Consider the following 21,129-nt stretch of genomic DNA (forward strand, 5'->3'; position numbering starts at 1 on the left):
TTCGGCTGAGCGTCCAGGTGGGCCAGCAGATCGGCCTCCCTCGGGCTGAAGCGCACCACGCGCTGCGCCATCTTCTCCCTGTTGTACTTCGCGCTCGCGCGCTTCTGGGCCTCGCTCGGCATGGTATACTCCCTTCGGCGAGGGGCCATGGTGGTCGGGGGGGGGGAGCCTTTCGGCTCCCCCTTGGCTGCTACCTCAGTAGCCTGACCCTCAGCGCCAAAGTGACTGAGAATCGCCAAATCCTTACCGTCACGCTCATGGCCCCTCCTTTCTTATCTCGTTGCCGCCTTACAGGTGATATTATACGGTATACCCTATACGTTGTCAACGTGAGATGAAAATAAGCTCTAGCCAATAAATAGCCAATGACTGCTAGTTTCCGCAGGTCAAACGCTTGCTTTGCGGAGTTCGATTCTCCGCGGCTCCACCAATCGACATTGCTCGAACGCCGCAGTAGCGGCCTTTGAGCTGGGCCCGCGCCGGTTACCTGTCCGGCGCGGGCTTTCTTTTCCTGCGGGAAGCGCCGATCGCCCGCAACTTGCGACCTGTTGCAGCCCGCTCGCGACCTGCGGCCCTCCTCCGGCCGCAGGTCCGTCCCCGCTTCTTGCCAAACCGTAAGGAATACACTCATGTTCTGGGCAAACGTCGGCGCATCGCGTAAGTTTGATGGACGGCTCGTGGGGAATGGCCGTTGACGGCGGAGGGAACAGGCGCGCTGTGTGAAAGTAGCCCCCATAACCTTGAAATGTCCATGGTGGTTTCGGCCAGGTATCGTATAATCATCGGACGGACTGAAACCCTACGCGGGGCCTTTGCCCCGTTTGAGCATATCTATGAAGGCGCGGCATGGCACAGAAGAGTCAGGGAAAACACGGCAAGCACAGCACCCCGTCGCAAACCGGCGGCATACCCAGCGTGCCTGCGGCATCGCCGGGCGCCACGGGCGGATGGGCACCTCAGGCGACGGGCGGCACGCCCCCCGCGGGCGGCGCGGGGGCTCCGCATATCACCGGCGGGATGCCCTCGGTCACAGGTGGCATGCCCCCCGTAGGCGGCGCGGTGCGTCCGGCCGTGGCGGGTGGATTCACCCCCTCGTACCAGATGAGCCCCATTCCCCCCGAGAGCCAGCGCCATCGGGGTCTGAAGATCTTCGGCATCACCATGGGCGTCATTCTCGGTGCCCTGGCCCTGGTGTACTTCGTCGGCGTGATCATCTTCATGGGGCGGTTCTTCCCCCATACCTCCATCATCGACATGGATATCTCGGGCAAGACGCCCGAGGAGGTCCATGAGATGCTGAGCGACGTGCTGGACAACTACACGTTCAGGGTGGAGGGGCACGGCCTGAACCTGACGCTCAGCGCCGCGGACATGGGCATGTCCCTGGACAGCCAGTCCATTGCCGACAACCTGCTCGCCCAGATGAATCCCTGGGCCTGGCCCTACGAGGTGTTCCAGAGCCACGACGACACCGAGGATTTGAAGTCCACGTTCGAGGAAACGAAGCTGGCCTCGGTGATCCAGGCGGCTGTGGAGGAGGCCAACGCCAAGGGACAGCCGCCGAAGAACGCCACGGTAGCCTACGATGAGGAGGCCAAGGAGTACGTAGTGGTGCCAGAGGTGCTGGGCAACACGCTGCTATCCGACCAGGTGCTGAAGGAAGTGGCCGAGGGCACGGTGAACTTCGCGCCGAAGGTGACGCTAAGCGATGCGGTCCTGGCCCAGCCCACGGTGACGGCCGACGATGCGGCCCTGGCCCAGGCCCGTGATGCGGCCAACGGGTACGTGAAGCGCACGGTGCAGCTGATGATGGCCGGTCAGGAGGCCCTTGCCATCGACGAGAACGCCCTGGCGAGCCATATCACCATTGCCGAGGACGGCACGGTGGCCTTCGATGTGGAACCGCTGGTGACCTGGGTAAAGGAAGCCACGGACGGCTTGGACACCGTGGGCGTCACCCGCACCTATACCCGCCCCGACGGCAAGGTGATCACCGTGGCCGGCGGCGATTACGGCTGGATCACCAACAGCCAGGCCACGGCCGATGCCGTGCGCGAGGCGCTGACCAACGGCACGGGCGGCCCGGTGGATGTGGTGATGAAGTGGTCGGCCGGCCAGCTTCCCGATGAGAACGGCCGTGACTTCGGCGCGCGCTACATCGACGTGGACATCACCGAGCAGTACGCCCGCTTCTACGGTGACGACGGCTCCATCATCTGGGAGAGCGACCTGGTGAGCGGCCGTCCCTCCGACGGGCGCGACACGCCGCGGGGCACCTACTACCTGAAGACCAACGACGGCGCCTCGGTGCTGCGCGGCTACAAGCCCGACGGCACGCCGGACTACGAGAGCGAAGTGGATTACTGGATGCCCTTCAAAGGCAATTCCGTGGGCTTCCACGACGCTCCCTGGCAACCCACCTTCGGCGGCGACTGGTACATCGAGCACGGCAGCCACGGCTGCATCAATCTGCCGCCCGAGAAGGCCCGCGAGCTGCACGAGATCATCAAGGTGGGCGACGCTGTGGTCGTCCACGACTAGGCCGCGCCCATGATCGCACCGCTTCCGACGGCCGCGCCCGAGCCTGCGCCCGGCGCCGAGCCCTTCGACAACCGTCCCATCGGCGTCTTCGATTCCGGCTACGGCGGCCTGACCGTGGCCCGCGAGCTGCAGAAGCGCCTGCCCGAGGAGAGCCTCATCTACTTCGGCGATTCGGCCCGCTGCCCCTACGGCCCGCGCGACCAGGCGGAGGTGGACCGCTTCGTGCAGCAGATCTGCACCTGGCTGGTGGGCCGCGACGTGAAGATGATCGTCATCGCCTGCAACACCGCCACGGCGGCCGGCCTGGCCCATGCCCAGCGCAGCTTCGCCGTGCCCGTGGTGGGCGTGGTGGAGCCGGGCGCCCGCGCGGCGGCCCACACCACCTTGAACCGCCGGGTGGGCGTGATCGCCACCAAGGGCACCGTGGATTCCAATGCCTATTCCGAGGCCATCCGCCATATCGATGCAGGCATCACCGTGTTCTCCACGGCCACGCCGCGGTTCGTGGAGATCGCCGAGATGGGTCTGAAGATGGCCGACGGGCCCATCGAGGATTACCTGTCGGAGGCGGCGAAGGTCTACATTCGCCCCGAGTTCGAGGACATCGCTCGGGAATATTTGGAGCCTTTGCGCCGCTGCGGCATCGACACCCTGGTGCTGGGATGCACCCATTACCCGCTGCTGAAGGCGCTCATCGGCGGCGTGGTGGGCCGTCCCGTGACGTTGGTGTCCTCGGCGGAGGAGACGGCCCGCGATGTGGATCATATCCTGCGCCGCCGCCGCAGCTTCGCCGCGCCGGGCAATGTGCCCACCTCTGCCTTCTTCACCTCCTCGGACGACACCGAGGAATTCCGTCGCTTCGGCGGCCGCGTGCTCGCCCGCCCCATGGATGTGGTGGAACACGTGGATTTGCCCGAGCTGATCGTTTCGTAGCTGCGGCTTGGGGCTCTTCGGGGCGCGGCGGAGGGGAGGCCCCGTGCTCAAACAAGCCCTCGCTTTCGGAAAAATGGGTGTAAGGATTTTACACCCATTTTTCCGAGTCTGCGAAATCTGCGCGCGAGGCCTCTCCTCTGCCGCGCTCGCCCGTCGGCCTTGGTTGCTCCGTGCGGTATACTTTGCTGACCGCATTGAGAAAAGTCCTAGAGAGGAATCCCCATGAAGACGGTTGTCATTGCCACCAACAACGCCCATAAGGTGTCCGAGATTCGCACGGCGCTGAATTTCCCGGGCTGGGAGTTCGAGACCCTGTCCGAAGCGGGGCTTGCCTCTGATCCGGCTGAGGACGCCGACTCCTTCGAGGGCAACGCCCGCATCAAGGCAGAGGCGGCCCGCGCGGCCGCCGCAGCTGCGGGCTGCGGGCCGGTGGCGGTGCTGGCCGATGATTCCGGCCTGGAGGTGGACGCGCTGGACGGGGCGCCCGGGGTGTACTCGTCGCGCTACGCCGGTACCGACGGCGATGACGCGGCCAACAACGCGAAGCTGCTGGCCGAGCTGGCGGCCGTGCCCGACGAGGAGCGTACGGCCCGCTTCGTGTGCACCCTCGTGTTCATCGACGAGGACGGTGTCGAGACGGTGGCCCGCGGCACCGTGGAAGGGGCCATCGGCCGCCAGGGGCGGGGCGAAGAGGGCTTCGGTTATGATCCGCTGTTCCTGCCCGAGGCCTACGACGGCCGCCTCACCTTGGCCGAGGTGTCCCAGTCCGAGAAGAACGGCATCTCCCATCGCGGGAGCGCCCTGCGCCACTTGCGCGCCATCCTGGAGGCCTCGGTGGCCGAATAGGCGGTAACACGGGCGATCTTTGTCGAGAAAGGGGGGCCGTCCCCTTGACTTATAGCCTACTCCATGTGGTCTAATTGACGTACAGTCGGTATAAGAAACCGAACGACTGCCTGTATCGAAAGGGACTGCATGAAGATTGCAGAAGTCAGCAAACGCTACGGTGTTTCCACCGATACGCTGCGCTACTACGAGCGTATCGGGCTGCTGCGCCATGTGCCCCGCAACAAGAGCGGTATCCGTGATTACGACGCGGCCAGCTGCAACGCCGTCGAGTTCGTGAAGTGTATGCGCGACGCCGGTATGTCCATCGAATCCCTCGTGGAATATATGGAGCTGATCGAGCAGGGCGATGAGACCACGGCCGCCCGCAAGGAGCTGCTCAGCCAGCAGAGCGAGGCCATCCGGGCCCGCATCGCCGATCTGGAACGGGCTTTAGAGCGCCTGGAGTACAAGATCGAGAACTACGACGAGATCATGGCCGACAGCGAGCGCGCCCTGCGTCCCGAGGACTAGGCGGCGCTTGCGAATCTTCCATGGGCCTTCAGGCCGCCGCTGGACATGGAGCCAGCTCCAACACTTATTATAGGGGACGGTAAAGAGCCGACCGCCGGGGCGGTCGGCTCGTCTTTCGATGGAAGGAAGCGCCTGTGGGCCTTGAGAGGGTTGTCGCCGACACGCCGTTCGCTCGTCCCGATTTCGACCGGGCGGCGCGGCAGGGGGCCGGCGAGGTAATTTACGGCGAGGGGAAGACGGCCGAGCAGATCGCCGCCATCGCCCGTGCGCTGATCGAAGGCGGCCAGCCCCGGGTGCTGGCCACGCGGGTAGAGGCGGAGAAGGCCGCGGCTGTGGATGTGTGCTGGGCGGCGGAGGGCGACGGGCCGGCCTCGTCGCTGGCGGCGGCCCTGCGGCAGCGGATGGCCGTGACCTATTACGAGCAGGCGCGCCTGCTCGTGTTCGGCGATATGCCCGCTCCCGACGGTGATGGCGTGCTCTGCGTGACCGCGGCGGGCACGAGCGATCTTCCCGTGGCCGAGGAGGCTGCGCTTGCGGCCCAGTTCCTCGGCAACGAGGTGGTGCGCCTCTACGACGTGGGGGTGGCGGGCATCCATCGGCTGCTCGATTGCGCCGACGAGCTGAACCGCGCCCGCTGCGTCATCGCCGTGGCCGGCATGGAGGGCGCTTTGGCGAGCGTGGTGGGCGGCTTGGTGTCGTGCCCCGTGATCGCGGTGCCCACCTCGGTGGGCTACGGGGCCTCTTTCGGCGGCGTGACGGCCCTGCTGGCCATGTTGAACTCCTGCGCGAGCGGGGTATCGGTGGTCAATATCGACAACGGCTTCGGCGCCGCTTTCCAGGCGAGCGCCATCAACCATCTGAACACGCGCGGCGCGACCGCGGGAAGGTAGGATCCATGGGCTCGTTGCTTTATCTGGAATGCACCTCGGGCATCAGCGGCGACATGTGCGCCGCGGCCCTGCTGGATGCTGGCGCCAGCGAGCAGGCGGTGCGCCGTGCCCTGGACAGCCTGGCGGTGGAGGGCTTCACCGTGGAGATCGGCCGCGTGGCGAAGTCGGGTCTGGACGTGTGCGATTTTGCCGTGGTGCTTGATGCGGCCCACGAGAACCACGACCACGACATGGCCTATCTGCATGGCGGGGAAGGGGAGCACGGCCACACTCGCGAGCATGGCCACGACCACGGCCACGCGCACGGGCATCCGCATGGCCACGACCGCGGCCACGATCACTCCCGTTCCCACGGCCACGCTGTCCCGCACCACCACCGCGGGCTGGCCGACATCGAGACCATCATCGACGGGGGAGCCATGACCGACGGCGCGAAGGCCCTGGCCAAGCGCATCTTCGGGCTGGTGGCCGATGCCGAGGCCCGGGCCCACGGATTGCCTCGCGAGGCGGTGCACTTCCATGAGGTGGGGGCCGTGGACTCTATCGCCGACATCGTGGCCATCGCCGTGGCCGTGGACGACCTGGCCCCCGACGGCGTGGTGGTGACCGAGCTGCCCTGCGGTCGGGGCACGGTGCGCTGCCAGCACGGTCTCATTCCCGTGCCCGCTCCGGCCACGGTCTTCATTGCCGAGGCCTGCGGGCTGCCCCTCACTCCCGTGCCGGTGGACGGAGAGCTGGTCACTCCCACGGGCGCTGCGGTGGTCGGGGCCCTGCGCACGGCCTCGGCGCTGCCGGAGCGCTTCGCCGTCCGTCGCGTGGGTATGGGGGCCGGCAAGCGCGCTTATGACACGCCGGGCATCCTGCGCGCCATGCTCATTGAGCCGCTCGCGTAAATTCCTTTGCTTTAGTACTCTACTGTGGTAAAGTATCAGCGTCGATGGGCGTGACCCTCGAAAAGCGGTGTTCCCTGTCGATAATTCGCCTTTTGCCGCGCCCCGGTCATCGGGGCCGGCGAAGGCGGATAATATGAGAGATTCCGTATGTGAATGCAGACAAGGAACGGCCCGTGAACGCAGTTACCCCCTCAGGTTTTCGCGATGTGCTCGCCGAAGAGGCCCTGGCCCGCGAGGGCGTTACCCGCGCGGTGCAGGATCTCTTCGCCTCCCGCGGCTACCTGCCCATTGAAACGCCCACGCTGGAGGTGATGGACGTCATGCGCGCCGGCGGCCGCATGCCCGCATCCCCCTTCAAGTTCTTCGATTCCCACGACGACCTGCTGGCCATGCGCCCCGATGTGACCTTGCAGATCGCCCGTATGTGCGCCACGCGCCTGGCCGGCGAGCCGGGCCCTTTGCGTTTTCGCTACACCCAGCGGGTGTTCCGCGAGGCTGAGTCCGACAACCAGGTGCAGGCCCGCGAGCTCACCCAGTGCGGCGTGGAGTGCATCGGTGCGGCCGGTGCGGCGGTGGACGCCGAGATCGTGGCCCTGCTTACCGAGGCGCTGGCCCTGGCCGGTGTGGACCGGTTCGTGCTGGGCCTTGCCACCGTGGGCGTGCTGCGGGCGCTGCTCGAGCGCTCGGGGGCGGCCGAGCCGTGGAAGGCCGCGGTGCTCGACGCCTACCACGATTCCGACTTCGTGGCCCTCGATCGCTTGTGCGCCGCTCCCGGCACCGCGGCGCCCGCCGACGCCGAGTCCCCCGATCCGGGGTGCGCCGCCCCGGCCTACGTGGACGCCATCCGCCACCTCGCCCGCATCCGCGGCGGCCAGGACGCCATCGATGCGGTGCGTGCCCTGGCGGCCCCCCTCGCCTGCGCCGCCGATTTGGACGAGTTCCAGGACACCTACGACCGCCTGGTGGCCGCGGGCCTGGGCGAGCACATTTTGGTGGACTTCTCGGTGATCAGCTCGTTCAACTACTACACGGGCATCGTGTTCGAGGCCGTGTCTCCCTACCTGGGCACGCCGCTGGGCTCCGGCGGCCGCTACGATCGCATGATCGGCACCTACGGCGCCGACCGCCCCGCCGCCGGCTTCGCCTTCTGCCTGGAACAGGCCGCCACGGCCGCCGCGGCCGAGGCCCAGCGGGTCGGCGATGCCCGGCGCCCCCTGCGCATCGCGGTGCCCAAAGGCTCGCTCAACGCCGACGCCATCGCCTGCCTCGCCGAGGCGGGCCTCGACGTGACGGGCCTTGCCAACCCCGGGCGCGCCCTCGTCATCTCCAATCCCGGGGTTGACTACATCATCGTGCGCCCCTCCGACGCCCCGGTGTTCGTGGCCCTGGGCGCGGCCGATTGCGGCATATGCGGTAAGGACTCGCTTTTGGAAGTGGGGGCCGACGTGGTGGAGCTCGTGGATCTGCGCTTCGGCGGCTGCCGCTTCGTGGTGGCCGAGGCCGCCGGCACCACGGCGGCCATCGAAGAGCGCTACCGCAAGCTCGGCAGTATGCGCATCGCCACGAAGTACCCTTCCATCACCCGCGCCCACTTCGCGCGCCGCGGCACCCAGGTGGAAATCGTCTACCTCCACGGCAACATCGAACTGGCCCCCATGGTGGGCCTGGCCGAGCGCATCGTGGACATCACGGCCACGGGCACCACTTTGGCCGAGAACAACCTGGAGATCGTGGAGGAGGTGCTGGCCTCCACGGCCCGCTTCTTCGCCAATGGCTGCGCGATGCGCACCGACGATCGCATTGTGGCCCTGGCCCACATCCTGGCCGCCAACGCCCCGAAGCACACTTACGCGCCCATTGCCGGCGCTACCCAGCCCGCCTAAGCCTCACACCCGCGAAGGAGAAGACCCATGACCATGCGACGCATCGACCTCAAGCCCCTCGAGCCGTTCACCGGCGACCTCATCAACCGCACCGGCGCCTTCAACCCCGGGGCCCTCGCCGCCGCCACCGAGATCATCGAGGAGGTGCGCGAGAAGGGCGACGCGGCCCTGCGCGCCTACACCGAGAAGTTCGACGGCGTGGCCGTGGAGGACTTCCGCGTGCCGCCCGCGGCCATCGACGCGGCCTTAGCGGAGGTGGACCCCGACACCATCGACGCCCTGAACCAGGCCGCGGCCCAGATCCGCGACTTCCACGAGCGCCAGAAACAGCAGAGCTGGTTCTTCGCGCGCCAGGACGGGGCCATCGTGGGGTCGAAGGTGACGCCGCTCGATTCCGTGGGCATCTACGTGCCGGGAGGGCGCGCCCTGTACCCCTCCACGGTGCTCATGAACGCCCTGCCGGCCCAGGTGGCCGGCGTGGAGCGCATCGTGTGCGTGACGCCGCCGACCAAGGACGGCACCCTGGACCCCACGGTGCTGGCCGCCTGCAAGATCGCCGGCGTCACCGAGATCTACACCGTGGGCGGCGCCCAGGCCGTGGCGGCCTTGGCCTACGGCACCGAGTCCATCCGCCCCGTGGCCAAGATCACCGGCCCGGGCAACGCCTTTGTGGCCGCGGCGAAGAAGCTCGTCTCGGGGGATGTGGGCATCGATATGATCGCCGGCCCGTCGGAGGTGTGCGTCGTGGCCGACGAGACCGCCGATCCGGCCATGGTGGCCATCGATCTCATGGCCCAGGCCGAGCACGACCCGCTGGCCGCCTGCTACCTGGTCACCTTCTCGGACGCCTACGCTGACGCCGTGGAGGCGGCCATCGCCGACCACATGGAGCGCTCCACCCGCGCCGACATCACCCGCGCTTCCCTGGATGACCACGGCCTCATCGTGGTGTGCCCCACTATGGAGCAGGCCCTGGAAGCGGTGAACGTCATCGCGCCGGAGCACTTGGAGATGCACGTGGCGAACGCCATGGAATACCTCGGCGCCATTCGCAACGCCGGCGCCATCTTCCTGGGGGAGTGGACCCCCGAGGCCGTGGGCGACTACGTGGCCGGCCCCAACCACACCCTGCCCACCGGCGGCACGGCCCGCTACTCCTCGCCCCTTGCCGTGGACGATTTCGTGAAGAAGTCCTCCGTCATCCAGTACACGGCATCAGCGCTGAGAAACGATGCCCGCGCCGTGGTGCAGATCGCCACCCACGAGGGGCTGTGGGCCCACGCCCAGTCGGTGGCCCTGCGCCTGCAGAGCCTGCTTTCCGCCGAGCAGGCGAGCGTGGCCGGCGGCAGCGCGGCGGCCGGGGTGGATGCCGGCGAGAATGCCGGGCGCGCAGCGGGTGCCGCCGATGAATAGGGTGCGCGCGGCGGCCCCGCAGCTGGCGGGCCTTGTGCCCTACGACCCGAAGTACCTGCCGGCCGAGGCGCTGCTTTCGGCCAACGAAAACCCCCGCGACGTGGACGACGAGGTGCGCGGACTCATCGCCGCCGCCATCGCGCGCGTGCCCTTCAACCGCTATCCGGACCCGCTCGCCAATGATCTGCGCGACCTGATCGCCGAGGCCAACGGCTTGGACCGCTCGTGCGTGCTCGTCGGCAACGGAGGCGACGAGCTGCTGTTCAACCTGGCGCTCGCCTGGGGCGGCCCGGGGCGCACCTGTCTGAACTTCCCTCCCACCTTCTCGGTGTACGCGGCCAACGCCCGGCTCACGAACACCGCGGTGGTGGACATCGCCCGCCGCGATGACTTCTCCATCGACGAGGAGGCCGCCTTCGCGCGCCTGGCAGAGGGCGACATCGACTACGTCATTGTGGCGAGCCCCAACAATCCCACGGGCCTGCGTGCCCCGGCCGACTTCCTTGAGCGGCTGCTGGACGCCACTGACGCCCTGGTCATGGTGGACGAGGCCTACTTCGAGTTCTCGCGCCAGACCGTGCGCCCTTTGCTCGCGACCCACGAGAATCTTGTCATCCTGCGCACGTTCTCCAAGGCCTTTTCCCTGGCCGGGGTGCGCCTCGGCTACATTCTGGCGAATCCGGGCGTGATCGCGGAGTTCCAGAAGGTGCGTCAGCCCTATTCGGTGGACGCGGTGTCCCAGGCCATCGGGGAAGTGGTGTACCGGCACCGTGCCCGCTTCGAGCCCGGCATCCGCGAGATTATCGAGGAGCGCGCCCGGGTGATGGAGGCCCTGCGCGCTACGGCGGGCGTACGGCCCTTCCCGTCGGACTCCAACTGGATCCTGCTGCGCATGGACGACGCCGGGGCCGCTTGGGACTACTTGTACGCGGGCGGCGTGCTCGTGCGCGATTTCAGCGCCACGCCGCTTCTGGAGAACTGCCTGCGCGTGACCATCGGCACGCCGGTGCAGAACGATTTGTTCATCAGTCTGCTGCGGGCCTTCGTGGCCGAGCGCGGCGAGCGGCGCGCCCGGGCGGCGCGCGCCTAGGGAAGGAGCGACCATGACGAGAACGGCGACCATGCACCGCGCCACGGCCGAGACCGACATCGCGGTGGAGGTGAACCTGGACGGCACGGGACGGGCCGACGTGGCTACGGGCATCGGGTTCTTCGACCACATGCTGGACGCCTTCGCGCGTCATGGCCGCATCGACCTTGCGGTGCGCGTGGCGGGCGACCTGCAGGTGGACGGCCACCATTCCGTAGAAGATGCCGGCATCGTGATCGGCCAGGCCTTGGGCGCGGCCCTGGGCGACAAAGCGGGCATCACGCGCTTCGGCAGCGCCTTTGTGCCCATGGACGAGGCCCTGGTGCTGGCGGCCCTGGACATCTCCGGGCGCGGCCAGCTGCACTGGGCCGTGGAGGTGCCCTTCGGCATGGTGGGGGATTTCGACACCCAGCTGGCCCGGGAGTTCTTCATCGCCCTGGCCGCGAACGCCGGCATCACCCTGCATATGCGCCAGCTGGCCGGCGACAACGTGCACCACATTCTGGAAGCGGCCTTCAAGGCCTGCGGCCGCGCCCTGCGGGCGGCCGTGGCCATCGATGGGGCCCTGGCCGGCGAGGTGCCGTCCACTAAGGGAACGTTGTAGGGAGCGCCCATGATCGTTGTTGTTGATTACCATAAGGGAAACCTGCTCTCGGTGGAGCGGGGGCTGCGCGGCGCGGGGGCCGAAGTCGTCGTCTCCGACGATCCGGCCCTGGTGCGCGCGGCCGATGCCGTGGTGCTGCCGGGCGTGGGCGCCTTCGCCGATGCCGCCGCGTCTTTGGAAGAGCTCGGCCTGGGCGCGGCTGCGACCGACGCCGTGGCGGCCGGGGCACCCTTCCTCGGTATCTGCCTGGGGATGCACCTCATGTTCGAGGGGGGCACCGAGCACGCGCCCGAGGCGGGGCCCCTGCCCGCGGGCCTGGGGCTCGTTTCCGGCGTCGTGGGCCTCATGCCCAGGACCGACGAGGCTGGCGCGGCCTATAAGATTCCCCATGTGGGGTGGAACTCCGTGGAATGGGACGAGGCCGACCCGTTGTTCGACGGCCTGGAAAGCGGGGAGTACTTCTACTTCACCCACTCCTTCGCCGCCCCCGAGAGCATCGCGACCATCGGGCGCACCACCCACTCGGTCACGTTCCCCTCCGCCGTGCGGGTGCCCGGGCACCCCGTGTGGGGCGTGCAGTTCCATCCCGAGAAGAGCTCGGATGCCGGCGCGCGCCTGCTCGCCAACTTCGTAACCGTTGTCCGCGCTGCGGCCGGTCGCCGCGGTGCGGCCGCTACCATGGCGGAAGATACCGTCTTGCCAAAGGAGTAGCCATGTACCTGTTGCCCGCCATCGATATTCTGGACGGCCGCGCCGTGCGCCTGGCTCGCGGCGACTACGATGCCGTCACCGTGTACCACGACGACCCGGCCACCCAGGCGCAGCTGTTCGAGGAGGACGGCGCCTCGTGGATTCATGTGGTGGACCTGAACGGCGCGAAGTCCGGCAACCCCGACAACATCGAGGTAGTGCGCCGCATTCTGGCCCGCACGAAGCTGAAGGTGGAAGTGGGCGGCGGCGTGCGCTCGCTGGAGGTGGCCGACCGTCTGCTGGATGCCGGGGCCACGCGGGTCATCCTGGGCACGGCGCTCGTGCGCGACCCCGATTTCGCCCAGGCCGCCATGGAGAAGTTCGGGCCCGACGCGCTCGTGGCCGGCATCGATGCGAAGGCGGGGGAGGCCGCCGTGGCCGGCTGGACCGAGGGCTCCGGCGTGGCTGCCGCGGACTTGGCGCGGCGCATGGCGGGCCTCGGCTACGAGCACATCGTGTACACCGACATCGCCCGCGACGGCATGCAGACCGGGGTGGAGAACAGCGCCTACGCCCGTATGGCCGCAGCTTTCGGCAACCCGGTCATCGTGTCGGGTGGCATCGCCACGGCGGCCGATATCGCGGCCCTGGCCCCCATCGCCGATGCGGTGGAGGGCGTCATCGCCGGTCGCGCCATCTACGAGGGCACTCTTTCCGTGGCCGACGGCGTGGCCGCCTGCCAGGGAACCTACCGGGTAAGCGACCAGCTGGAGGCGGAGGAACGTCCGCTGACCCTGGAAGATTTGGAAGCCTAGCAGAGAAGGAAGAGCAGCCGAGTGGGTTCGGCGTGCCTCGACCGAGCGAGTTCCGCAGCGACGAGAACAGGACTAAACGTCCTGTTCTCCAAAGCGAGGACTGTCTGAGCGAATCGAGGTATGCCGAACCCACTCGGCGGACAGGTTGAGACCACTATGCTGACAAAGAGAGTAATTCCCTGCCTGGACGTGAAGGACGGGCGCGTGGTGAAGGGCGTGAACTTCGTGGGGCTGCGCGATGCGGGCGACCCCATCGAGCTGGCCCGGGCCTACGATGAGCAGAGGGCCGACGAGGTGATCTTCCTCGATATCACGGCCACGAGCGACGATAGGGCCACCACGGTGGAGCTGGCCAGCCACGCCTCGGCCGAGCTGCATCTGCCCTACTGCGTGGGCGGCGGCTTCCGCAGCGTGGCCGACATTCGCCGTATGATCGCCGCGGGCGCCGACAAGGTATCGGTGAACTCGGCGGCCGTGGCGAACCCCGACCTTATCTCGCAAGCGGCCCGGGCCTTCGGCACCCAGGCCATCCTCGTGGCCATCGACGCGAAGGCGGTGCCGGGAAACCCCAACAAGTGGGAGGTGTACGTGGCCGGGGGCCGCAAGAACACCGGCATCGACGCCGTGGAGTGGGCGCGCGAGGCGGCCCGGCGCGGGGCGGGGGAGATTCTGCTCACCTCCATGGACCGCGACGGCAGCCGCGACGGCTTCGACTGCCACCTCACGCGCAGTGTGGCCCGGGCCGTGGATATCCCGGTCATCGCGAGCGGCGGCGTGGGACGTTTGGAGCACTTCGCCGAGGGCATCATCGACGGCGAGGCCGATGCGGTGCTGGCCGCCAGCGTCTTCCACTTCGGCGAGCTGACCGTGCGCCAGGTGAAGGAATCCATGCGTGCCGCCGGCATCCCCGTGCGCCTGTGAGGAGGGCCCTGTGAATCTCTCGGAACTGAAGTACAACGAGGCGGGGCTTGTTCCCTGCATCGTGCAGGACGCCGACACCGGAGAGGTGCTCATGATGGCGTGGATGAGCGCGGAATCGCTGGCGCTCACCCTGGAGCGGGGCGAGACGGTGTTCTTCAGTCGCAGCCGTCAGGAGCTGTGGCACAAGGGCGCCACGAGCGGCAATACTCAGAAGCTCGTGGACTTGCGCTACGACTGCGACGGCGACACGTTGCTGGCAATGGTGCGCCCGGCCGGCCCCGCCTGCCACACGGGCGCGCGCACCTGCTTCTACCGCTCGATGGTGGAAGCGTAGGAAAGCGTGTTTCAGCGGCAGCGGGCGGCCTGAAGGCCGCCCCTACGGATCCTTCCAGGGGCGTCGCTGTCTCTGGAGGCGCTGCCCCGTAGGGGCGGGCTTTAGCCCGCCCGCAACCCGCGATCCCTCCCATGCGTCCTGCCCGCAACTTGCCCGCGTCTCCCTGCAACCTGCGGGGCTTCGTGGCGGCTGGCGGTATGTTCTTGTGCGGGGTCGGCACTTGCGTTACTATGGTGCAAGCTCTAAATCTTCAGCGCTTTGAGGCGCCCAATTCCTTCCCACACTCCCGTATCTCTCACACTTCAACGTTCTCGCGGTTTGGGTTTCACGGTGCGCACGGCTTTTGATTTGGATGCCCATTCCCCATGCCTGTAAACCTCAAGAAGGAGGATAACGTGAAGTTCTTTCTGGATACGGCCGACCTCGCCGAGATCGAGGAGGCTGCCAGCTGGGGCGCCCTGGCCGGTGTGACCACCAACCCCACGCTGTACGCCCGCATCGGCGGCAAGCTGGACGACTTCCACAACCATATCAAGCGCATCTGCGACATCGTGGGCCCGGACTGCCCGGTGTCCGCCGAGTCGGTGGCCATGACCCGCGACGAGATCGTGCGCGACGGCCGCGAGCTGGCCAAGATCGCCCCCAACGTCGTGGTGAAGATCCCCACCATGGTGGAGGGCCTGGCCGCCACGCGCCAGCTCGCCGACGAGGGCATTCCGGTGAACATGACCCTGTGCTTCACCGTGCCCCAGGCCATCCTGGCCGCCCGGGCCGGCGCCCGCTACATCTCGCCGTTCGTGGGCCGCTTCGACGACATCTCCGAGGACGGCCTGGCTCAGCTGGACGACGTGGTGCGTGCCATCGGCAACTACGACTTTACCGCCGACACGGTGAACGGCGAGCAGATCGAGATCATCGCCGCCTCCATCCGCAGCGCCAACCATGTGACCCAGGCGGCCCTCATGGGCGCCGACATCGCCACGGTGCCCTTCGGCATCCTGAAGAAGTGCGTGTCCCACCCGCTGACCGACCGCGGTCTGGAATCGTTCCTTAAGGACTGGGAGAAGGTTCAGAACGCATGAGTGAGGCCGAAGAGAACCAGATGACCATCGCCGACGCCCTGGAGGCGGCCCCCGAGAAGCCCAAGCGCGGCCGTCCGCGCAAGAAGGCTGCCGATGCCCCGGTTCCCGCCGCTGACGCCGGCGCGGCCGAGGTTCCGGCGAAGAGGACGACGCGCCGCACGGCGAAGGCCGCCGCGGACGCTCCCGTCGACGAGGCGCCCAAGCCCCGCCGCGCACGCACCCGCAAGGCCGATGCCGACGCGGCTTTAGCCGAGGCGCCCGCGGCTGAAGAGGCACCCAAGCCCCGCCGTACCCGTAAGAAGGCCGATGCCGCCGATGCCGCCGCGAGTGCTCCGACCGAGACGACCGCCCCCGAGGCCGCGTCCGAAGCCGCGCCGGTCGATGCGGCTCTGGCCAAGAAGGACGGCGAGCGCAAGACCACGGTGGTGCGCAAGCACGCCCGCGGCGAGCGTCCCGAGAACGAGGGCCGCACCGAGCGCCGCGAGCGCAATAGCGGCCAGGGCAAGGGCCAGAATCAGGGCGGCAAGAAGAACAACAACAACCACGATCGCAACAATCGTCGCCAGCGTCACGAGAACCGCAATCGCGAGCCCCAGCCCTCTGTCACCAAGGAAGAGCTGGCCGAGCTCAAGGTGGCCGATCTGCGCGTCCGCGGTGCCGAGTTGGGCGTGGACGGCGCGGGCCTGAAGAAGGCCGAGCTGGTGGATGCGATCTACGAGGCCACCTGCAAGGCCGAGGGCTTCACCGAGGTCACGGGCGTGCTCGACATCATGCCCGACGGCTACGGCTTCCTGCGCACCTCCGGCTATCTGCCCGGCGAGAACGACATCTACGTGGGGTTGGCCACCATCCGCAAGAACAACCTGCGCAAGGGCGACATGGTGTCGGGCGTCACGCGCCCGGCCCGTCCCAACGACAAGTTCGCGGCCCTGCAGAAAGTCGCTTCCGTGAACGGGAAGATCCCCGAGGAGCTGGGTTTCCGTCCGAAGTTTGCCGACCTCACGCCGATCTTCCCTGACGAGCGCCTGTGGATGGAGCACGGCAAGTCCACCACCACGGCCCGCGTCATCGACCTGACGGCCCCCATCGGCAAGGGCCAGCGCGGCCTCATCGTGTCGCCGCCCAAGGCCGGCAAGACCACGGTGCTCAAGGACATCGCGGCGGCCATCTCGGCGAACAATCCCGAGGTGCACCTCATGTACCTCGGCATCGACGAGCGTCCCGAAGAGGCCACGGACATGGAGCGCTCCATCCGTGGCGAGGTGGTGTCCTCCACCTTCGACATGCCCGCCGACAACCACATCCAAGTGGCCGAGCTGGTCATCGAGCGCGCCAAGCGCCTCGTGGAGCAGGGCAAGGACGTGGTCATCCTGCTGGATTCCATCACCCGTCTGGCCCGCGCCTACAACCTGGCCCAGCCGGCCAGCGGCCGCATCCTCTCGGGTGGCGTGGACTCCACGGCCCTCTACCCGCCCAAGCGCTTCCTCGGCGCCGCCCGCAACATCGAGCACGGCGGCAGTCTCACCATCCTGGCCTCGGCCCTCATCGACACGGGCTCGAAGATGGACGAGGTGATCTTCGAGGAGTTCAAGGGTACCGGCAACATGGAGCTGAAGCTGGACCGCTACCTGGCGGACCGCCGCATCTTCCCGGCCATCGATCCCATCTCCTCGGGTACTCGCAAGGAAGAGCTGCTCATGAATCCGCAGGAGGCTCCGCTCATCTGGGGCGTGCGCCGCATCCTGGCGAACACGAACTCCACCGAGCGCGCCATGGACATGCTGATCAAGTCGCTCAAGCAGACCGACTCCAACCAGGAGTTCCTGCTGCGCATGGCGAAGAAGGCCCAACACCAGGGCCGTATGGACGAGAATATGGAACTCTAAGATGACCGAGCAGAATCATTGGCAGAACGGCGTGTGGGGCACGGGCCAGCCCACTTCCCACACGCCGGGTGCGCCCCAGGGAATCCCGCAGCCTGCGGGCCAACCTCAGGGCCAGCCGGCCTTCGCGGCGCAGCCCCAGCCCCAGACCCAGCCCCAGGCTCAGCCGCAATCGGCGCCCAGCCCCTACGGCTATGGGGCGCCGGCTCAGCCGGCCGCAGCCTACGCGGCCCCGACTGCAGCTTCCGCGGCCCCGCCGAAGCGCCGCGGGTGGATCGTGGCCCTGGCGGCTGTGATCGCGTTCTTCGTGCTGGGACTGGTGTCCATCGCCTCGTGCACCTCGGTGATGACGGCCCCCATGGGGGCTTTCTCCTACGATTCGCCCTCCTGGACCGATACGGTCACGGGCGACACCGTGGGCATCATCAACATCGACGGCACCATCCAGTACGACGGCACCACCTCAAGCCCCGAGGGCCTGAAGGCCCAGCTGGACGCCGCCGAGCAGAACCCGCACATCAAGGCCGTGGTGCTGCGGGTGAACTCCGGGGGCGGGGTGGCCACGGCCGGCGAGGAGATGTCCCGCTACGTGCGCGACTTCGAGAAGCCGGTGGTGGTCTCGTGTGCCTCGCTGGACGCCAGCGCCGCCTACATGATCTCGTCCCAGGCCAACTACATCTACGCGGCCGAGACCTCGGCCGTAGGCTCTATCGGTGTGATCATGCAGGTTACCGATGTGTCGGGTCTCTATGAGAAGCTCGGCATCACGGTGGACAGCATCACCTCGGCCGATTCCAAGGATGCCAGCGGCGGCAATCGTCCCCTCACCGAGGAGGAGCGCGCCTACTTCCAGGACCAGGTGGACCAGATCAACGAGGTGTTCATCGAAACCGTGGCCGAGGGCCGCGACATGTCCACCGATGAGGTGCGCGCCCTGGCGACGGGTCTCACCTTCACGGGTCTCGACGGGGTGGAGAATGGCCTGGTCGATGAGATCGGCACCCTGGAGGACGCCGTGGCCAAGGCCTGCGAGCTGGCCGGTATCGCCCGCGCAGATACCGTGTACTTGCAATCGCCCTCAAGCGATTTGTCGCGTCTGCTGGATATCATGGGCGAAGTGGACGAGAACGATCTTTCCAAAGCGCTGAAGGAGTTGGACAAACGTGGCGGATTTGAAGGATAGCACTCGGGTAACATGGCCGGTCCGCGCCGTGGTGACGGCCGGTATGCCCTACGGAAACAAGCCCCTGCACTTCGGGCACATCGGCGGCGTGTTCGTACCGGCCGACGCCTTCGCCCGTTTCTTGCGCGATCGCATCGGCGCCGAGAACGTGCGCTTCGTGTCGGGTACCGACTGCTTCGGCAGCCCCATCAACGAGGGCTACCGCAAGTTGGTGGAGGCCGGCGAGTTCTCGGGCACCATCGCCGATTACGTGCTCGCGAACCACGAGCGCCAGGCCGCTACCTTGGAGGCCTTCCAAGTGAGCCTCGATATCTACGACGGCAGCGGCATCGGGCATGCGGGCGACGTGCACCAGATGGTCACCGACCAGTTCATCAGTCGATTGCACGAGCAGGGCCATCTGCGCCTCGATTCCACCCTGCAGTTCTACGATGCCGAGGCCGGCACGTTCCTGAACGGCCGTCAGGTGCAGGGGCGCTGCCCTGTGCAGGGCTGCAAGTCCGAGCACGGCTACGCCGACGAGTGCGACTTGGGCCACCAGTACGCGCCGGTCGACCTCATCGCGCCGGTGTCCACCCTCACGGGCACCACCCCGGAAATGCGCCCGGTGGAGAACTGGTACTTCGACCTGCCCGATTTCGAGGCGTTCCTGAAGGGGCGTGTGGACGATCTGCGGGCCGACGACGAAGTGCGCCCCGTGGTGCCCCAGACCATCGCGGAGTTTCTAGTGCCCCCGGTCGTCTTCGTGAAGAACGAGCATCTGGACGACTACCGCGCCCTGGCCGATCAGCTGCCGCCCCATAGCTTCCGCGAGGCCGAGGGGAACAAGTCCTCCTTCGAGATCGAGTTCGCCGACATCGAGGCTCGCGACGCGGCCCGCACCGTGCTGGCCGGCGCCGGCATCCGCTTCCGCACGTCGAAGACGCTCGTGCCCTTCCGCATCACGGGCAACATCGAGTGGGGCGTGGCGGCGCCGGTCATCGACGGGGTGGAGGGGCTCACCGTATGGTGCTGGCCCGAATCGCTGTGGGCGCCCATCTCGTTCACCATCGCTGCCAACGACGAGCGGGGCCTGCCGCGCGGAAGCTGGCGCGACTTCTGGTGCTCCGACGATGCTCGGGTCTACCAGTTCATCGGCCAGGACAACCTGTATTTCTACGGCGTGGCCCAGCCGGCCCTGTGGGAGGCTCTGGGCGAGGGCGGCCTGTTCGATGACGGCGAGGACTCCCGCCTGCGCCAGACGACGCTCGTGGCCAACCACCACATGCTGTTCGGCAAGAAGAAGGCCTCCTCGTCGGGTGCGGTGAAGCCGCCCACCGGCGAGCAGCTGCTGGAGCACTACACCCCCGAGCAGCTGCGCGCGCACTTCTTGGCCCTCGGCCTCGATCAGAAGTCTGTGGGCTTCTCGCCGAAGCCCTTCGATCCCGATCTGGCAAAGCGCGACGATCCGCGCGTGGCCGACCCGGCTCTGAAGGAGGGGGCGCTGCTCACCAACGTGTTCAACCGTCTGGCTCGCAGCTGCTTCTACGAGGCCCAGAAGAACTTCGATGGCTGCATGCCCCTGGGCCGCGTGAGCGACGAGGTCCGCCGCCGCGCCTTCCAGGCCATGCTCGACTACGAGGAGCGCATGCATCGGGTGCAGCTGCACGCGGTGATGACGGTGTCGGACGAGTTCATCCGCTGGTCGAACAAGTACTGGGCCGACCATATCAAGGCCGCCGAGGAGTCGGGCGATGAGGACGCGCGCCGTCAGGTGCTGCTGGACTCGTTCTACCTGCTGCGCGTAGCCTGCCTGCTCATGCACCCCATCGTGCCCGTGGGCTGCGAGAAGATCTGCGACTACCTGAGCTTTGGCTTCGACGAGCTCTTCAGCTGGAACTACGACTTCGACTCCAACGAGGAGCTGTGCCCCGCCATGGAGATCGACGCCGGCGCGCATCGCATTCACGAGCTGCCCCCGCGCTTCGACTTCTTCCGCAAGCACGAGAGCCAGTACAAGTAGGCGGGTGACGACGCCCGTTCGCGCGCGTTGCCCCGGCGGCTGGAAAATCGCCTTCGGCCGCCGGGGCGCAGCTGTGGCCGCACCGCTCCGCGCGGCAGCCGCCTGCGCCGCGGCGCCTGTTCTGAGTGCGATTCGGCGGCAACCTCCCTTGCGATGGCCGCACCGGTGCTTCCGAACCCCCCCCTCCTTTGGCGGCCTCCCCGGCTATTGTTTATGGTGGGGGGGTCTGCTGAATATGGAAAATCTGCTATTTCGCGCATTTTCTCACCCCATTTGCGAAAAGGCCGAAAGAAAAGCAGATTTTCCACGTTGCAGTGTTTCGCAGCGGAAAACGATCGGAAACGAGTGGCGAGAATTACCAGGTCAGGGACATGGTCGCTCATTGGGACAAAGAACAGGCGCATCTACCGTTGCGAGCTGTGCGCCAAAAAGCAGGATTTCCATCTTTCAAACGTGGAAATCCTGCTTTTTATTTTGCAACTTCGAGAACTTGAGCGAATTCTGCATAAAATATCAGATATTCCACATTCAAGGCTCCTGTCAGAAACTAGAAGTTGGGCCTGACGCTCGAGCTTGGGGCCGAAGCACGCCCGGCTGGAGCAGCGATGATATT

General features: G+C 67.2%; 18 protein-coding genes. All 18 read left to right on the forward strand.

The features are described from left to right. The first annotated feature begins 846 nt into the window (after positions 1 to 846). The 18 genes from G503_RS14880 to G503_RS0110750 all read left to right on the forward strand — a co-directional run bounded on the left by G503_RS14880 (position 847) and on the right by G503_RS0110750 (position 20,516). Positions 847 to 2,541 (forward strand): L,D-transpeptidase, encoded by a 1,695-nt coding sequence (locus tag G503_RS14880; RefSeq protein WP_084636547.1) that lies wholly within the window; start codon positions 847 to 849, stop codon positions 2,539 to 2,541. Between the two features lie 9 nt (positions 2,542 to 2,550). After that, positions 2,551 to 3,474: a glutamate racemase gene (gene murI, locus G503_RS0110670; RefSeq protein WP_028027561.1), complete on the forward strand. Its 924-nt coding sequence runs from the start codon at positions 2,551 to 2,553 to the stop codon at positions 3,472 to 3,474. 222 nt (positions 3,475 to 3,696) lie between these two features. Next, positions 3,697 to 4,320, forward strand: coding sequence for an RdgB/HAM1 family non-canonical purine NTP pyrophosphatase (gene rdgB / locus G503_RS0110675; protein WP_028027562.1), 624 nt, complete (start codon positions 3,697 to 3,699; stop codon positions 4,318 to 4,320). Positions 4,321 to 4,449: 129 nt separating this feature from the next. Continuing rightward, on the forward strand, positions 4,450 to 4,833 hold the full coding sequence (locus G503_RS0110680) for a MerR family transcriptional regulator (RefSeq protein ID WP_028027563.1): 384 nt from the start codon (positions 4,450 to 4,452) through the stop codon (positions 4,831 to 4,833). A gap of 134 nt (positions 4,834 to 4,967) precedes the next feature. Then, a complete protein-coding gene (gene larB / locus G503_RS14885) occupies positions 4,968 to 5,723 on the forward strand; it encodes a nickel pincer cofactor biosynthesis protein LarB (protein WP_051191151.1) in 756 nt (251 codons plus the stop codon). Between the two features lie 5 nt (positions 5,724 to 5,728). Further along, positions 5,729 to 6,616 carry a nickel pincer cofactor biosynthesis protein LarC gene (gene larC / locus G503_RS14890; RefSeq protein ID WP_051191152.1) on the forward strand — a complete coding sequence of 296 codons (888 nt, stop codon included), beginning with the start codon at positions 5,729 to 5,731 and terminating at the stop codon, positions 6,614 to 6,616. A 173-nt stretch (positions 6,617 to 6,789) separates the two neighbouring features. Next, on the forward strand, positions 6,790 to 8,499 hold the full coding sequence (gene hisG / locus G503_RS14895) for an ATP phosphoribosyltransferase (RefSeq protein ID WP_035022921.1): 1,710 nt from the start codon (positions 6,790 to 6,792) through the stop codon (positions 8,497 to 8,499). A gap of 27 nt (positions 8,500 to 8,526) precedes the next feature. Next, positions 8,527 to 9,912 carry a histidinol dehydrogenase gene (hisD, locus tag G503_RS0110700; RefSeq protein WP_235715552.1) on the forward strand — a complete coding sequence of 462 codons (1,386 nt, stop codon included), beginning with the start codon at positions 8,527 to 8,529 and terminating at the stop codon, positions 9,910 to 9,912. Beyond that, positions 9,905 to 11,002: a histidinol-phosphate transaminase gene (gene hisC / locus G503_RS0110705; protein WP_028027565.1), complete on the forward strand. Its 1,098-nt coding sequence runs from the start codon at positions 9,905 to 9,907 to the stop codon at positions 11,000 to 11,002. Before hisD ends, hisC begins: the two co-directional genes overlap by 8 nt. A gap of 13 nt (positions 11,003 to 11,015) precedes the next feature. Next, positions 11,016 to 11,606, forward strand: coding sequence for an imidazoleglycerol-phosphate dehydratase HisB (hisB, locus tag G503_RS0110710; protein ID WP_028027566.1), 591 nt, complete (start codon positions 11,016 to 11,018; stop codon positions 11,604 to 11,606). Positions 11,607 to 11,615: 9 nt separating this feature from the next. Beyond that, entirely contained in the window at positions 11,616 to 12,317 is a 702-nt protein-coding gene (gene hisH, locus G503_RS14900) for an imidazole glycerol phosphate synthase subunit HisH (RefSeq protein WP_051191154.1), read from the forward strand. Positions 12,318 to 12,319: 2 nt separating this feature from the next. Next, a complete protein-coding gene (hisA, locus tag G503_RS14905; protein WP_084636549.1) occupies positions 12,320 to 13,111 on the forward strand; it encodes a 1-(5-phosphoribosyl)-5-[(5-phosphoribosylamino)methylideneamino]imidazole-4-carboxamide isomerase in 792 nt (263 codons plus the stop codon). Positions 13,112 to 13,267: 156 nt separating this feature from the next. Further along, entirely contained in the window at positions 13,268 to 14,032 is a 765-nt protein-coding gene (gene hisF, locus G503_RS0110725) for an imidazole glycerol phosphate synthase subunit HisF (RefSeq protein ID WP_028027567.1), read from the forward strand. 10 nt (positions 14,033 to 14,042) lie between these two features. Beyond that, the gene (hisI, locus tag G503_RS0110730; protein WP_028027568.1) at positions 14,043 to 14,366 is read left to right on the forward strand and encodes a phosphoribosyl-AMP cyclohydrolase; all 324 of its coding nucleotides are present in this window, start codon (positions 14,043 to 14,045) and stop codon (positions 14,364 to 14,366) included. Positions 14,367 to 14,761: 395 nt separating this feature from the next. After that, a complete protein-coding gene (locus G503_RS0110735) occupies positions 14,762 to 15,448 on the forward strand; it encodes a transaldolase family protein (protein ID WP_028027569.1) in 687 nt (228 codons plus the stop codon). Next, positions 15,445 to 17,334, forward strand: coding sequence for a transcription termination factor Rho (gene rho, locus G503_RS0110740; RefSeq protein ID WP_235715553.1), 1,890 nt, complete (start codon positions 15,445 to 15,447; stop codon positions 17,332 to 17,334). Before G503_RS0110735 ends, rho begins: the two co-directional genes overlap by 4 nt. Before the next feature lies 1 nt (position 17,335). Next, a complete protein-coding gene (gene sppA, locus G503_RS0110745) occupies positions 17,336 to 18,514 on the forward strand; it encodes a signal peptide peptidase SppA (RefSeq protein WP_028027571.1) in 1,179 nt (392 codons plus the stop codon). Continuing rightward, positions 18,495 to 20,516 (forward strand): class I tRNA ligase family protein, encoded by a 2,022-nt coding sequence (locus tag G503_RS0110750; protein ID WP_028027572.1) that lies wholly within the window; start codon positions 18,495 to 18,497, stop codon positions 20,514 to 20,516. The genes sppA and G503_RS0110750 overlap by 20 nt, the downstream gene beginning before the upstream one ends. Positions 20,517 to 21,129 lie beyond the last annotated feature (613 nt).

It is taken from the genome of Adlercreutzia mucosicola DSM 19490, assembly GCF_000422625.1.
Classification (GTDB): Bacteria; Actinomycetota; Coriobacteriia; order Coriobacteriales; family Eggerthellaceae; genus Adlercreutzia; species Adlercreutzia mucosicola.